Annotated in this window: 13 protein-coding genes; 3 read left to right on the top strand and 10 right to left on the bottom strand. The window is 59.3% G+C overall.

Features of this window, described 5'->3' with window-relative positions; genetic code table 11:
• Positions 1 to 26: 26 nt before the first annotated feature.
• Both dnaG and rpsU read right to left on the bottom strand, forming a co-directional pair.
• The gene (gene dnaG / locus AB4O16_RS13820) at positions 27 to 1,994 is read right to left on the bottom strand and encodes a DNA primase (RefSeq protein WP_460157921.1); all 1,968 of its coding nucleotides are present in this window, start codon (positions 1,992 to 1,994) and stop codon (positions 27 to 29) included.
• A 481-nt stretch (positions 1,995 to 2,475) separates the two neighbouring features.
• A complete protein-coding gene (gene rpsU / locus AB4O16_RS13815; protein ID WP_002551877.1) occupies positions 2,476 to 2,691 on the bottom strand; it encodes a 30S ribosomal protein S21 in 216 nt (71 codons plus the stop codon).
• A gap of 199 nt (positions 2,692 to 2,890) precedes the next feature.
• Between rpsU and tsaD the strand changes: the two genes are divergently transcribed.
• Positions 2,891 to 3,916 (top strand): tRNA (adenosine(37)-N6)-threonylcarbamoyltransferase complex transferase subunit TsaD, encoded by a 1,026-nt coding sequence (gene tsaD, locus AB4O16_RS13810; protein ID WP_460157920.1) that lies wholly within the window; start codon positions 2,891 to 2,893, stop codon positions 3,914 to 3,916.
• 23 nt (positions 3,917 to 3,939) lie between these two features.
• On the opposite strand, the gene plsY is transcribed toward tsaD, so the two are convergent.
• Positions 3,940 to 4,509 (bottom strand): glycerol-3-phosphate 1-O-acyltransferase PlsY, encoded by a 570-nt coding sequence (gene plsY, locus AB4O16_RS13805; protein ID WP_007993197.1) that lies wholly within the window; start codon positions 4,507 to 4,509, stop codon positions 3,940 to 3,942.
• 74 nt (positions 4,510 to 4,583) lie between these two features.
• On the opposite strand from plsY, the gene folB reads away from it, so the two are divergent.
• Positions 4,584 to 4,940, top strand: a complete 357-nt coding sequence (gene folB, locus AB4O16_RS13800) for a dihydroneopterin aldolase (protein WP_419708298.1) — start codon at positions 4,584 to 4,586, stop codon at positions 4,938 to 4,940.
• Positions 4,931 to 5,449, top strand: a complete 519-nt coding sequence (gene folK / locus AB4O16_RS13795) for a 2-amino-4-hydroxy-6-hydroxymethyldihydropteridine diphosphokinase (RefSeq protein ID WP_460157919.1) — start codon at positions 4,931 to 4,933, stop codon at positions 5,447 to 5,449. The genes folB and folK overlap by 10 nt, the downstream gene beginning before the upstream one ends.
• 81 nt (positions 5,450 to 5,530) lie before the next feature.
• Here folK and AB4O16_RS13790 read toward each other — a convergent pair whose 3' ends face one another.
• From AB4O16_RS13790 to apaG, 7 genes are all read right to left on the bottom strand, one after another.
• Positions 5,531 to 6,760: a multifunctional CCA addition/repair protein gene (locus AB4O16_RS13790; RefSeq protein WP_460157918.1), complete on the bottom strand. Its 1,230-nt coding sequence runs from the start codon at positions 6,758 to 6,760 to the stop codon at positions 5,531 to 5,533.
• A gap of 63 nt (positions 6,761 to 6,823) precedes the next feature.
• Positions 6,824 to 8,386 (bottom strand): SpoVR family protein, encoded by a 1,563-nt coding sequence (locus tag AB4O16_RS13785; RefSeq protein WP_460157917.1) that lies wholly within the window; start codon positions 8,384 to 8,386, stop codon positions 6,824 to 6,826.
• Entirely contained in the window at positions 8,383 to 9,654 is a 1,272-nt protein-coding gene (locus AB4O16_RS13780) for a YeaH/YhbH family protein (RefSeq protein WP_150717988.1), read from the bottom strand. Before AB4O16_RS13780 ends, AB4O16_RS13785 begins: the two co-directional genes overlap by 4 nt.
• A 204-nt stretch (positions 9,655 to 9,858) precedes the next feature.
• Positions 9,859 to 11,781, bottom strand: coding sequence for a PrkA family serine protein kinase (locus AB4O16_RS13775; RefSeq protein ID WP_007980217.1), 1,923 nt, complete (start codon positions 11,779 to 11,781; stop codon positions 9,859 to 9,861).
• A gap of 297 nt (positions 11,782 to 12,078) precedes the next feature.
• Positions 12,079 to 12,408: a thiosulfate sulfurtransferase GlpE gene (gene glpE, locus AB4O16_RS13770; RefSeq protein ID WP_060541633.1), complete on the bottom strand. Its 330-nt coding sequence runs from the start codon at positions 12,406 to 12,408 to the stop codon at positions 12,079 to 12,081.
• 33 nt (positions 12,409 to 12,441) lie between these two features.
• Complete coding sequence (locus tag AB4O16_RS13765) at positions 12,442 to 13,323, bottom strand: symmetrical bis(5'-nucleosyl)-tetraphosphatase (protein ID WP_460157916.1); 882 nt, start codon at positions 13,321 to 13,323, stop codon at positions 12,442 to 12,444.
• Positions 13,323 to 13,703 carry a Co2+/Mg2+ efflux protein ApaG gene (apaG, locus tag AB4O16_RS13760; protein WP_160388403.1) on the bottom strand — a complete coding sequence of 127 codons (381 nt, stop codon included), beginning with the start codon at positions 13,701 to 13,703 and terminating at the stop codon, positions 13,323 to 13,325. Before apaG ends, AB4O16_RS13765 begins: the two co-directional genes overlap by 1 nt.
• Positions 13,704 to 13,775: the final 72 nt, after the last annotated feature.

Below are 13,775 nucleotides of genomic sequence, written 5' to 3'. Positions count from 1 at the left end.
CCGAGGATTATACCTGAGCTATGACCTCACGCGCCAGTTGAGGTCGGGTTTGATGCGGAAACATTGCGACTCAAGAGGTCGCGCAGTTGATTTTTTTCTTCGCTGGTCAATTCGCTTTGACGCGCTTTTCGCAGAAGTTGTTCCAGGTTTCGCTCGCGTTGGCGGGCTGACAAGCTAGTAATGGTGTCGAAAAACTGTTGTTCAAGGTTATCTCCATCAATCAGCCATTCCTTTTCCGCCAGGGCCTTGAGCAAACGGCCTTGTTCTGTGCCGTGCCAGCGGGCAATCAGCTGAATTGAGTTTAGCTTGGGATTCTTCTGCACGGCTTCGAGCAGCGCCACCAGCAATTGTGTGTTGGTGTGATCCTCGGCGGCGAAGTGCCCGGCATCCTCGACTTTTTCGGCCAGCTGCGGGTGATGCAGTAGCGTGCGCAAGGCGGCGAGGGTCGGCGGTTCTACGGCGGCGGGCACCCGTGGCGCGCGGGGTTGATCACGATCACCGCCGCGTTTGCCATTCTTGTCCCAGGGTTTCTTGTCCCATTTCTTGCCTCCTGCACCGGGTTTCTTCGGCGTCCATTCCTGCTGCGGCACATACATTTCCTGTGCCTGCGGCTGATGATAGTCGCTGTAATCGGGCATTGCGTCGTAATCGATGCCCGGATCGTACGCCGGCGGTGCTTCCTGCGGGGCGCTTTGGGCCAGCTGGCTCACCGCTTCGCCACTCAGGCCGGTGATTTCGCTCAGGCGCTGGCGCATCAAGATGCGCAGGTTCGCGCCCGGGACTTTGTCGATCAGCGGCGCGGCGAGGGTGGCCATGTGGGCCTTGCCCTCGAGCGAGCGAGGATCGGCTTCTTCCGTCAGTTGCTGGAAGAAGTAATCGGCCAGTGGCTGCGCGTGCTGGTTGATGCGTGCGCGAAAGGCATCGGTGCCTTCGGAGCGCACCAGGGTGTCCGGATCCTCGCCCTCGGGCAGGAACAGGAAGCGCGCGCGGCGCCCGTCCTGCAGGCTCGACAGTGTCGCCTCCAGTGCCCGCCATGCAGCGTTGCGGCCGGCCTGGTCGCCGTCGAAGCAGAACAGCACGTTGGGCACCACGCGAAACAGTCGCTTTAGGTGTTCTTCGCTGGTGGCGGTGCCCAGGGTCGCGACAGCATTGCGCAGGCCTTGCTGGGCCAGGGCAATGACGTCCATGTAACCCTCGACGACGATGATCTCGTCGAGATTGCGGTTGGTCTTGCGCGCTTCATAAAGGCCGTAGAGTTCCTGGCCTTTATGGAACACCGGGGTTTCCGGGGAGTTCAGGTACTTCGGCTTGTCGTCGCCCAGTACCCGGCCGCCAAAGGCGATGACACGCCCGCGACTGTCGCGGATGGGGAACATCACGCGGTCGCGAAAGCGGTCGTAACGTTTGCCGCTTTCGGCGTTTTCGATCAGCAGGCCGGCGTCGATCATGGCCTTTTGTTGCAGGGTGTCGCTGCTCAAGTGCTTGAACAGGTTGTCCCAGCCCGGCGGTGCAAAACCGAGGCCGAAGTCCCTGGCGATTTCGCCGGTCAGCCCGCGACCTTTCAGGTAGTCCACGGCGGCTTTGCGCGATGGATGGCTTTTCAGGGCCTGGCGATAAAAATCGGCGGCGGCGCTGAGTAGCGGATACAGCGGCGAATCGGTCGGCTGTCGCGGTTTGTGCGGTCGGCCGCTTTCTTCGCGGGGGATTTCCATGCCGGCGGCTTTGGCCAGTTCTTCGACAGCCTGGACGAAATCCAGGTTGTCGTGGTCCATGATGAAGCCGAGGGCGTTGCCGCCAGCGCCGCAGCCAAAGCAGTAATAGAACTGCTTGTCGGGGCTGACGCTGAACGATGGCGTCTTTTCCTTGTGGAACGGGCAGCAGGCGGTGTGGTTCTTGCCGGCTTTTTTCAGCTGCAGGCGCGAGCTGACCACATCGACGATGTCGGTGCGGTTCAGAAGGTCGTCAATGAAGCTCTGGGGAATTAGCCCGGCCATGGCGTTCTCGTCATCTGCGCTGAAAGGAACCCGAAACGAACGGCGACCGAACGGCGGTCATTGTTTGAGGCGCGCAAAATGTGCGGCTCGACCAGTGTCGTCTGCGTAATCGCTGTCGGGAAGTGTATCTGCCGAAAGTCCACTGACGTTAATGCCTATCAGTATTCGACTGTTTGAATGTATTGCGCTGAATCCGCTGCAGCCAATTGTCGGCCTCGGATAGCTCATCATCTGGCACGCAAGCAGGTGCCTTGGGCTGATCGTCGTGAGAGGAATCAGTGGGTGTGCTCGTCAGTAGCCTTGAAAGGCTCGTCAGAAAAGACGTGCACCGCTGGCAAAAGAGCCAGGTCTGACGCGATGAAGCAGATTTGTCTCGGTCGCATCTGCGGCTTTGACGGTGAAGCATCAAGCGTTTTACGCAAATGCCATAAGCCCGGCTGAGGGCCGGGCTTGGCAGAAGCTTGCTACGATCGTCTGTGTATTAGTACAGACGAACGGCGCGGCGCTGTTCGCGCTGAACTTTCTTGGCGTGACGCTTAACAGCGGCTGCTGCTTTGCGCTTACGCTCAGAAGTTGGCTTCTCGTAAAATTCGCGGCTACGAACTTCAGCCAGTACACCGGCTTTTTCGCAGGAGCGCTTGAAACGACGCAGAGCTACGTCGAAGGGTTCGTTCTCTTTTACTTTGACGGCTGGCATCCAGAGCTACCTTCATTCATTACCGGGGTCAACATCCTCGCGGCAAAAGAGCACTTGAAGACGTCGGTTTTTAAGGGTTGCGGATGTTAACCCCTCAACGCTCGGAATGCAAAGCCTCTGATCGAAAACCGCTGGTCGGGGCATCACGCGACGACTATTATGCGCGCCTTCGAATTCAGCCTAAACAAGGCGCAAACCCATGCTAGTACTGGGATTAGAAACCTCCTGCGACGAAACCGGCGTCGCATTATATGACAGTGAACGCGGGCTGCTGGCCGATGCGCTGTTCAGTCAGATCGACCTGCATCGCGCCTATGGTGGCGTGGTGCCGGAGCTGGCTTCGCGCGATCACGTCAAACGCATGCTGCCCTTGATTCGTCAGGTGTTGGCCGAGGCCGACTGCGTGCCGACCGAGATCGATGCGATCGCCTACACCGCGGGTCCTGGCCTGGTGGGGGCTTTGCTGGTGGGGGCTTCCTGCGCTCAGGCGCTGGCCTTTGCCTGGGGCATTCCGGCCCTTGGCGTGCACCACATGGAAGGCCATTTGCTGGCGCCGATGCTGGAGTCGCAACCGCCGGAATTTCCGTTCGTCGCTTTGTTGGTCTCGGGTGGCCATACGCAGCTGGTTCAGGTCGACGGAATCGGTCAGTACACGCTCTTGGGCGAGACCCTGGACGACGCTGCCGGCGAAGCCTTCGACAAGACGGCCAAGATGATGGGTCTCAATTATCCGGGCGGACCGGAGATTGCTCGCCTTGCAGAGCAGGGCGTTGCAGGACGTTTCGTCTTCCCGCGTCCGATGTGTGACCGTCCGGGCCTGGATTTCAGCTTCAGCGGACTGAAAACCTTCGCATTGAACACCTGGCAGCAGTGTGTCAGCGCCGGGGACGACGGCGAGCAAGCCCAATGCGACATCGCGCTGGCGTTCCAGCAGGCCGTGGTAGAGACTTTGACCATCAAGTGCAAGCGTGCCCTGAAAGCCGCCGGCATGAAGCGCCTGGTGATCGCAGGGGGCGTCAGCGCCAACAAGGCGTTGCGCGTTTCCCTGGAAAAAATGCTCGGCGACATGAAGGGCGATGTGTTTTATGCCCGTCCGCAGTTCTGCACCGATAACGGCGCGATGATCGCCTTTGCCGGCTGCCAGCGTTTGCAGGCCGGACAGCGCGAAAGCCTGGCGATCAGTGTTCAGGCGCGTTGGCCGATGGAGCAGTTGTCGCCGTTGTGATGAGCGGCGCTCATGCCGGGCAACTAAAAATGCCGTTCGCGCCCGGCAAACAGGTCGCGTAGATTGCCGCGATGACGCCAGACGATCAGCCCGGTCAGCGTGCTCATCGGCAGCAGGGCCGCCGGTTCTTGCCAGGCCAGCAACGGCAGGGTCAGCGGTGTGGCGATCAAGGCGGCCAGGGAGCTGGTGCGGGTCAGGTAGAACGTCAGGAGCCAGGCGCAGACCGCCAGAAGGGCTGCGGGCGGGTACAGTCCCAGCAGCATGCCGGCAGCGGTGGCGACACCCTTGCCGCCGCGAAAGCGAAAGTACAACGGGAACAGGTGGCCGATGACGGCATAGACGCCGATCCAGGCCTGTTCCTGCTGCGAAAGGCCCGCAAGACGCGCAATCAGTACCGGCAGCAGGCCTTTGCAAAGGTCGCCGAGCAGGGTCAGGATGGCGAGTTTCTTGCCGGCCAGGCGCAACATGTTGGTGGCGCCGGCATTGCCCGATCCACTCATTCGCGGATCGGGGTTACCGGTCAGGCGGCTGAGCAAAATGGCGAAGGACAGAGAGCCGAGCAGGTAGGCGAGGATCGCCAATAACCAAAACATGCTAACTATTCCGGGCGAGGAAGCCCTGATTCTAACGGCGCATTGCGCCCTTGTCGTGTAGCGGAGAGAAGTGCTTGGACAGAGTGTTTATCGAGGGCCTGGAAGTCGACACGGTGATCGGTGCCTACGACTGGGAACGAGGCATCCGACAGTGCTTGCGTCTTGATCTGAGCTTCGCCTGGGATAACCGCCCGGCCGCGGCCGGTGATGACCTGACCCTGGCGCTCGACTACGCCAGTGTTTCCTCGCGCATCCAGGCATTTGCCGAGCAGGCGCAGTTCCAACTGGTCGAGACCTTTGCCGAACGCCTGGTTGAAGTGCTGATGAGCGAATTCAAGATCACCTGGATGCGCCTGAAGCTGACCAAGCCCGGCGCGGTCCCGGCTGCCAGCGGCGGTGTGGGCGTGGAGATCGAGCGCGGATGTCGCTGACTCAGGTGTACCTCGGGCTCGGTAGCAATATCGAGCGTGAAACTCATTTGCGGGCGGGGCTCGATGCGTTGGCGTCGTTCCTTGTGGATATCCGCTGTTCGGCGGTGTTCGAAAGCCAGCCTGTGGGCATCAAGAGCGGGCCTTTCTTCAATTTCGTGGTGTCGGCATATACCGATTTACCGCTGATGGAGCTCGACCGTCGATTGAAGTTCATCGAGGCGGATAACGGTCGTTATGCGCCGGATCGCCGAGGTTTGCCGCTGGATATCGACGTGTTGTTGTTCGGTGATCTGGTGGGCAACTTCGATGGCCTGATCTTGCCGCGGGCAGAAATCCTGAAAAATGCGTTCGTTCTGTGGCCGTTGTCGTTGATTGCGCCGGATCGGATGCACCCGGGTGTAGGCAAGAGCTTTGCGACCTTGTGGGGTGAAGCGCAGATCGATCAGGTGTTGGCGCCGGTGGCTTTCGAATGGCGCGGTGAGCAACTGACACCTTCAGATTTGTTGTGACAGTGATGACGCCATCGCGGGCAAGCCCGCTCCCACAGGGTTTGCGTAAACCTGTGGGAGCGAGCCTGCTCGCGAAGCTTTTCAGATCGACGCGGTCTCTTTGTAGGCTTTCAAGGCTTTTAGCCGCTCGCGCTTGATCGCTTCCCCCAACTCCGGCCCCTTGAAGCCTTTCTCCAGCAGCGGCTGGACCGCCACGCTACGAGCCGCAGATGCCGCGCCGCGTAAATAATCCGCCTGTGGATAACGTCTTTGTTCCAGTCCTTTGCGTCCACGCGCATCCATCTCGCATGCCGCGATGAACTCCTCGAAGCGCTGTGGCCGACGGTAAACGTCGAAGCTTTGCAGCAATTCCAGCAGAGTCGATGGTTTGAGTTCAAGGGCGCGATGCCCGTGGGTGTGATATTCGCCCACCAGTAACGCCAGTTCCTGGCAGTCCCTGGGTACCTTGAAGCGTTCATTGACCGCTTTGATCAGCTTCAGGCCCTTGAACTCATGAGCGATGTGCCGCGGCCATTCTTCCTCTGGCGTCAGGCCCTTGCCCAGATCGTGCAGCAGGCAGGCCCAGCGTACGGTCAGCGGCTGCTTGTGCAGGGCTGCTTGCTGCAAAACGCTCAGGGTATGCGTGCCGGTATCGATTTCCGGGTGGTGGGCCGGGGGTTGCGGAACACCAAATAGCGCGTCGACCTCCGGCATCAGTACCTTGAGTGCGCCGCATGCACGCAGAACCTCGACAAACACCTGTGGCTGATCCTCCATCAGGGCGCGAGAAATTTCTTTCCAGCTGCGCTCCGGGGTCAGCGCCTCAAGCTCGCCTGACTCGCTGAGTTGGCGCATCAGCGCCAGGGTTTCCGGGGCTACGGTAAAACCCAAGGTCGCATACCGCGCCGCGAAGCGGGCGACACGCAGGACCCTGAGGGGATCTTCGGCAAATGCCGGGGAAACATGACGAAGCAGGCGCGCTTCGAGATCACGCTGGCCGTGGTAGGGGTCGGTCAGGTTCTGCTGATCGTCTTCGGCCATGGCGTTGATGGTCAGGTCGCGACGGATCAGGTCTTCTTCGAGGGTGACTTCCGGGCTGGCGTGGAAAGTGAACCCGCCGTAGCCGCGCCCGCTTTTGCGCTCGGTGCGGGCGAGGGCGTACTCCTCACCGCTTTTTGGATGAAGGAACACCGGGAAATCCGCGCCTACCGGGCGAAAGCCCTTGGCGAGCATTTCTTCGGTGGTGGCGCCGACCACGACCCAGTCGATATCGGTAACCGGTTTGCCCAGCAGGCGATCGCGTACCGCGCCGCCGACTTTATAAATACGCATGAAAAACCTCCGTTAGCTCGACAGGATAACCGCTGCATCGAGCTTGCGGAGGCACAAGCCTGATCAAAGATGGATGACGGCCAGGTCCAGTCGGCCGTAATCACCTTCGCTGTGCTCGTTTCTGGGCGGCACATGATGGGTTTTCATCACGGTTTCCCCTTGCAGGGTTTCCAGGTGAATGTCGAAGCCCCAGAGGCGGTGCAGGTGTTTGAGCACTTCTTCGGTGGACTCGCCCAACGGTTTGCGGTCGTGTTGCTGGTGGCGCAGGGTGAGGGAGCGGTCACCACGCCGGTCAATGCTGTAGATCTGCACGTTGGGTTCGCGATTGCCCAGGTTGTACTGGGCGGCCAGGGTTTCACGAATGATGCGATAACCGTCTTCGTCGTGAATCGCCGGCACCAGCAGGTCGTCCTTCTGGTCATCATCGAGAATGCTGAACAATTTCAGGTCGCGGATTACCTTGGGTGACAGGTACTGCAGGATGAAGCTCTCATCCTTGAAGCTGCTCATGGCGAACTTGATGGCTGCCAGCCAGTCCGTACCGGCAATGTCAGGGAACCAGCGCCGGTCTTCCTCGGTGGGTTCCTCGCACATGCGCCGGATATCACGGTACATGGCAAATCCCAGCGTATAAGGGTTGATGCCGCTGTAATAAGGGCTGTCGAAACCAGGCTGGAACACCACGCTCGTGTGAGACGTCAGGAACTCCATCATGAAGCCGTCGGTGACCAGGCCTTCGTCGTACAGGTCGTTCATCAGGGTGTAGTGCCAGAATGTGGCCCAGCCCTCGTTCATCACCTGGGTCTGACGCTGTGGATAAAAATACTGGGCGATCTTGCGCACGATGCGCACGATTTCCCGCTGCCACGGTTCCAGCAGCGGCGCATGTTTTTCGATGAAGTACAGGATGTTTTCCTGAGGTTCGGCGGGGAAGCGTGCGTTATCCTTGTCGCTGTACTTGTCCGCGCCTTTGGGGATGGTGCGCCACAGATCGTTGATCTGTTTCTGCAAGTGCTCCTCCCGGTCCTTTTGCCGGCGACGTTCTTCTTCCGCGGAAATCGGGTAGGGGCGTTTGTAGCGGTCGACTCCATAATTCATCAGGGCGTGGCAGGAATCGAGCAGGTCCTCGACCGCGTCGATACCGTGGCGCTCCTCGCATTGCATGATGTACTGCTTGGCAAACACCAGGTAATCGATGATCGAGCTGGCGTCGGTCCAGGTGCGGAACAGGTAATTGCCTTTGAAAAAGCTGTTGTGGCCGTAGCAGGCATGGGCCACCACCAGCGCCTGCATGCAAATGGTGTTTTCTTCCATCAGGTAGGCGATGCACGGGTCGGAGTTGATCACGATCTCGTACGCCAGGCCCATCTGGCCGCGGGTGTAGGATTTTTCAGTGCTCAGGAAGTGCTTGCCGTAGGACCAGTGGTGATAACCCAGCGGCATACCGACGGAGGCGTAGGCATCCATCATCTGTTCAGCTGTGATTACTTCGATCTGGTTGGGGTAGGTGTCGAGGGCGTAGCCGGCCGCAATACGGCTGATTTCGCGGTCGTACGCCTGGATCAGCTCGAATGTCCATTCGGAGCCGGTGGAAATGGGTTGGCGCTTCTGCTCTTTGGCGGTCATGTCACTAACCTGCGCTGGAAGAGTTCACGGAAGACCGGATAGATATCCCCGGCCGAGACCAGTTGTTGCTGGGCAAAAGTGTCGGAAAAGGCTTCGGCGATGCGCTCGTACTCGAACCACAGGGCCTGGTGTTCGCGCGGGGTGATCTCAACGTAAGTGTAGTACTGCACGAATGGCATGATCTGGTTGATCAGGATGTCGCGGCAGATCGGAGAGTCGTCGTTCCAGTTGTCACCGTCGGAGGCCTGGGCGGCGTAGATGTTCCACTCGTTGCTCGGATAACGCTCGGCCATGATCTCCTGCATCAGCTTCAGGGCGCTGGAGACGATGGTGCCGCCGGTCTCCCGGGAGTAGAAAAACTCCTCTTCATCCACTTCGCGGGCGCTGGTGTGATGGCGGATGAACACGACGTCGATCTTGTCGTAGTTTCGCTTGAGAAACAGGTACAGCAGGATAAAGAAACGCTTGGCGATGTCCTTGGTCGCCTGGGTCATCGAGCCGGACACGTCCATCAGGCAGAACATCACCGCCTTGGAGCTGGGGTTGGGTTGCTTGATGAGCAGGTTGTACTTGAGGTCGAATGTGTCGAGAAACGGTACGCGGTGAATGCGCGCGCTGAGTTTTTCGATTTCCGCTTCGATTTCCTGAATATCGCCGAAGTTGTCTGGTTCTTCCTGCTTGAGTCGCAGAAGTTCTTCTTTGGCTTCACGCAGTTTTGCCCGGCTGCTGCCGGACAGGGCGATCCGTCGGGCGTGGGCTGAACGCAGGGTGCGGATGATGTTGATCCGCGATGGGTTGCCCTCATTGCTGATGCCGGCGCGTACGGTCTTGAAGGTATCGGTGCCGGTCAGGTTGCGCTTGACCAGGTTTGGCAGTTCGAGATCCTCGAACATGAATTCGAGGAACTCTTCCTGGGTGATCTGGAAGACGAACTCGTCCATCCCTTCACCGGAGTTGCCGGCCTTGCCGGGACCACGACCGCCACCGCCTCCCGGTGGGCGGGCGATATGTTCGCCAGTGGTGAATTCCTTGTTGCCCGGGTGCACGACAGTCTGTTTGCCACCGCGCCCGTGGTGAAGCACCGGCTCGTCGATATCGCGCCCGGGAATGCTGATTTGTTCGCCGTGTTCCATATCGGTAATGGAACGCCGACTGACCGCCTCTTCGACAGCCTTTTTAATGTGATCACGGTAGCGCCGCAGAAACCGCTGCCGGTTCACCGTGCTTTTATTCTTGCCATTGAGACGTCGGTCGATCACATAGCTCATGACTGCTCCTTAGAAGCTGTCCTGAAAGGGGCGAGCGGTGATGCAGCATCGAACCGAGAGCCGAGGGATATTGAACGCTCCCCCAAGCGCTTTGGATGCTGCCTGAACTCGCTACCGACTTTCGAACACCTTCCAGAGGCCTGTGTAACAGAAAAAGCGCACACAGGTCTCTGGCTGACGACAACCGGTCTGACCGGCAGCGGGTTATTGTGATTTTCTGACCCGCAGGTACCACTCGGACAGCAGTCGTACCTGTTTGTCGGTGTAGCCCCGCTCGACCATCCGTGTGACGAAGTCGTTGTGTTTCTGCTGGTCCTCTTTGCTGGCCTTGGCATTGAAGCTGATGACTGGCAGCAGGTCCTCGGTGTTGGAGAACATTTTCTTCTCGATGACCACCCGCAGTTTTTCGTAGCTGAGCCAGGTCGGGTTCTTGCCGTTGTTGTTGGCCCGGGCGCGCAGTACGAAGTTGACGATTTCGTTGCGGAAATCCTTCGGATTGCTGATGCCGGCCGGTTTTTCGATTTTCTCCAGTTCTTCGTTCAAGGCGACGCGGTTGAGGATTTCGCCGGTTTCCGGGTCGCGGTATTCCTGGTCCTGGATCCAGAAGTCGGCGTACAGCACGTAGCGATCGAAGATGTTCTGGCCGTACTCGCTGTAGGACTCGAGGTAGGCGGTCTGGATCTCCTTGCCGATGAATTCGATGTAGCGCGGTGCCAGGTATTCCTTGAGGAAGCGCAGATAGCGTTCGCGGGTCTCGGCCTGGAACTGTTCCTGTTCGATCTGTTGTTCCAGCACGTAGAGCAGATGCACCGGGTTGGCGGCGATTTCGTGCGGATCGAAGTTGAACACCTTCGACAGGATCTTGAACGCGAAACGGGTCGACAGACCATTCATGCCTTCGTCGACACCGGCGTTGTCGCGGTATTCCTGGATCGACTTGGCTTTCGGATCCGTGTCCTTGAGGTTCTCGCCGTCGTACACGCGCATCTTCGAGTAGATGTTGGAGTTTTCCGGCTCTTTAAGGCGCGAGAGCACGGTGAACTGGGCCAGCATCTTCAGGGTGTCCGGCGCGCAGTGCGCCTTGGCCAGCGAGCTGTTGAACAGCAGCTTGTCGTAGATCTTCACTTCGTCACTGACCCGCAGGCAGTACGGCACCTTGACGATGTAGATCCGGTCGATGAAGGCTTCGTTGTTCTTGTTGTTGCGGAAGGTGTGCCACTCCGATTCGTTGGAGTGGGCCAGCAGGATCCCGGTGAACGGAATCGCGCCGAGGCCTTCGGTGCTGTTGTAGTTACCTTCCTGGGTGGCGGTCAGCAGTGGGTGCAGCACCTTGATCGGTGCCTTGAACATCTCCACGAACTCCATCAGACCCTGGTTGGCCCGGCACAGGGCGCCCGAGTAGCTGTAGGCGTCGGCGTCGTTCTGCGGGAATTCCTCCAGTTTGCGGATATCGACCTTGCCCACCAGCGCCGAGATGTCCTGGTTGTTTTCGTCGCCCGGTTCGGTCTTGGCCACGGCGATCTGGTTGAGGATCGACGGGTAGAGTTTCACCACGCGGAATTGACTGATGTCACCACCGAATTCGGCCAGGCGCTTGGTTGCCCAAGGCGACATGATGGTGTTGAGGTAGCGCCGTGGAATGCCAAAATCTTCCTCGAGGATCGCTCCATCTTCAGTGGAGTTGAACAGACCCAGGGGCGACTCGAACACCGGCGAGCCCTTGATCGCATAGAAGGGCACTTTTTCCATCAACTGTTTCAGCTTCTCGGCCAGGGACGATTTACCGCCACCGACAGGGCCGAGCAGATAAAGGATTTGTTTCTTCTCTTCCAGGCCTTGAGCGGCGTGGCGGAAATACGACACGATCTGGTCGATGCATTCTTCCATCCCGTGGAAGTCTTCAAAGGCCGGATAGCGACGGATTACCTTGTTGGAGAAGATGCGCGACAGTCTCGAGTTGGTCGAGGTGTCGAGCAGTTCCGGTTCACCGATGGCCAGCAGCAGACGCTCGGCGGCGGAAACGTAGGCGCTGCGGTCTTTTTTGCACAGCTCAAGATACTCTTGCAGAGAGAGTTCTTCCTGGCGTGTGGACTCGAAGCGTTGTTGGAAGTGGCTAAAGATACTCATGACGTCACCTCGCTCGATACGTGGAGCCGACGCCGGATCACTCAGTCGATGCTGGCAGCAACCGAACAGGCGATTGCTGTTTACCCCCCAGAACTCTCCCGGAGTTGACTACCCCGAAAGCTACTCCCGATGACCCGTGCGCCGGTGTACCGGCTCTCCCCTGTTTTGGATGGCCTGGGCTTAAGGATAGTTGGGAATTCGGGAGGTAAAGGCGAGATACGTAATTTGTTGTGGCAGACCGTTCGTCTGCCACCACGCGAGCCCGCGGGAGCCGGGGCCTGCAACGTTACAAAAAAATTATTCGGACGTGCCTTGCGCCGTTTCCGCAGGATAGGTCGTACGCCACAACTCGAATCCGCCATCCATGCTGTACACGTCGGAGAAGCCCTGGCTGATCAGGTAGGCAGCCGCGCCCTGGCTGGAGTTGCCGTGATAGCAGACCACCACGGTGGGGGCGTCGAGGTCGGCGCCCTGGATGAAGGCGTGCAGGGAATGATTGTCCAGATGCCTGGAGCCTGCGATGTGCAGGGCGGCAAAAGTGGCCGGGTCGCGGACGTCGACCACCACTGCGCCTTGTTCACGCAGGGCTTGGGCCTGTTCCGGGGGAATACGTTTGAATTCGCTCATGGCGGGCTCCTGTGGCTCGGCAGAATGGGCAGTTTAGCGCGGTGCGCTGGCTGGCGATGTTTGGGGAATGGTTGAGGCGACTGGCGGCACGGCATGACCGTGTTCGTCGCATTTGCAGGACAGGCGCTCAAAGCTGTCGACGTTCATCAGGGTCAGGGCGCCGCCCCAGACACAGCCGGTGTCGAGGGCCGAGATGCCCGGCTCATTGATGTTGCCTTCCAGTGCTGCCCAGTGACCGAAGATGATTTTTACATCACGGGTCTTGCGTTCCTTGTGCTGGAACCAGGGTTTGTAGCCTGGTGGGGCGCTATCGAGGCCTTCCTTGCTCTTGAGGTCGAGCTTGCCTTCGGCGGTGCAGAAACGCATACGGGTGAAATAGTTGGTGATCACCCGCAGGCGGGTCACGCCTTTGAGGTCGCTGTCCCATTTCGCCGGATCGTTGCCGTACATGCCATCGAGGTAAGGCGGCAGCAGGTTGTCGTCACGCAGGGCAGTCTCGACTTCGGCGGCACACTTCAAGGCTTTGCGCAGCGACCACTGGGGTGGAATGCCGGCATGGACCAGTGCAACGTTGCGCTGTTCGTCGTAGTGCAGGAGCTTTTGCTGGCGCAGCCATTCGAGCAGCTCGGCGCTATCGGGCGCTTCGATGATCTCGCGCAGGGTATCGGCCTTCTTCAGGCGTTCGATGTTGCGTCCGGCCGCCAGCAGGTGCAGGTCGTGGTTGCCGAGCACGCACACCAGCGATTCGCGGATGCTGTAGAGGTAGCGCAGGGTTTCCAGAGACTCCGGGCCACGATTGACCAAGTCGCCGACCAGCCACAGGCGATCACGTTGAGGGTCGAACGCTACTTTCTTGAGCAGGCATTGCAGGGCCTGAAGGCAGCCTTGCAGGTCGCCGACAGCGTAGGTTGCCATCAGTGCAGGGCTCCGGGCACCGCCAGGCGGAAGGGCGCGATGATGGCATCGAAATGTTTGCCGTCGTCGCAAAGCATCTGGTAGGTGCCTTGCATGGTGCCGACCTTGGTGCTCATGACCGTGCCGCTGCTGTAGGTGTGGCTCTTGCCCGGGTCGATCAGCGGTTGCTGGCCTACCACGCCTGCGCCGCGCACTTCTTCGACATGCCCGTCGCCATCGGTGATGACCCAGTGCCGTGAAAGCAGCTTGGCGGGCAATTCGCCATTATTTTGCACGGTGATGGTGTAGGCGAAGGCAAAACGGTCGTGCTCGGGTTGCGATTGTTCTGCCAGATAGCGGGTGACGACGCTGACGTCGACCTGATAACGAGGATCGGACATGCAAGGGGCCTTAAAAACGGAGCGGGGCGCGGGGCTTAGCTGATGGAGTTCAGTCTAGGCCAAGTATCGGGT

This window comes from Pseudomonas sp. S2_H10 (assembly GCF_054668285.1).
The sequence above is the reverse complement of the archived record's forward strand: the minus strand, read 5'-3'. Positions and strand labels throughout refer to the sequence as shown.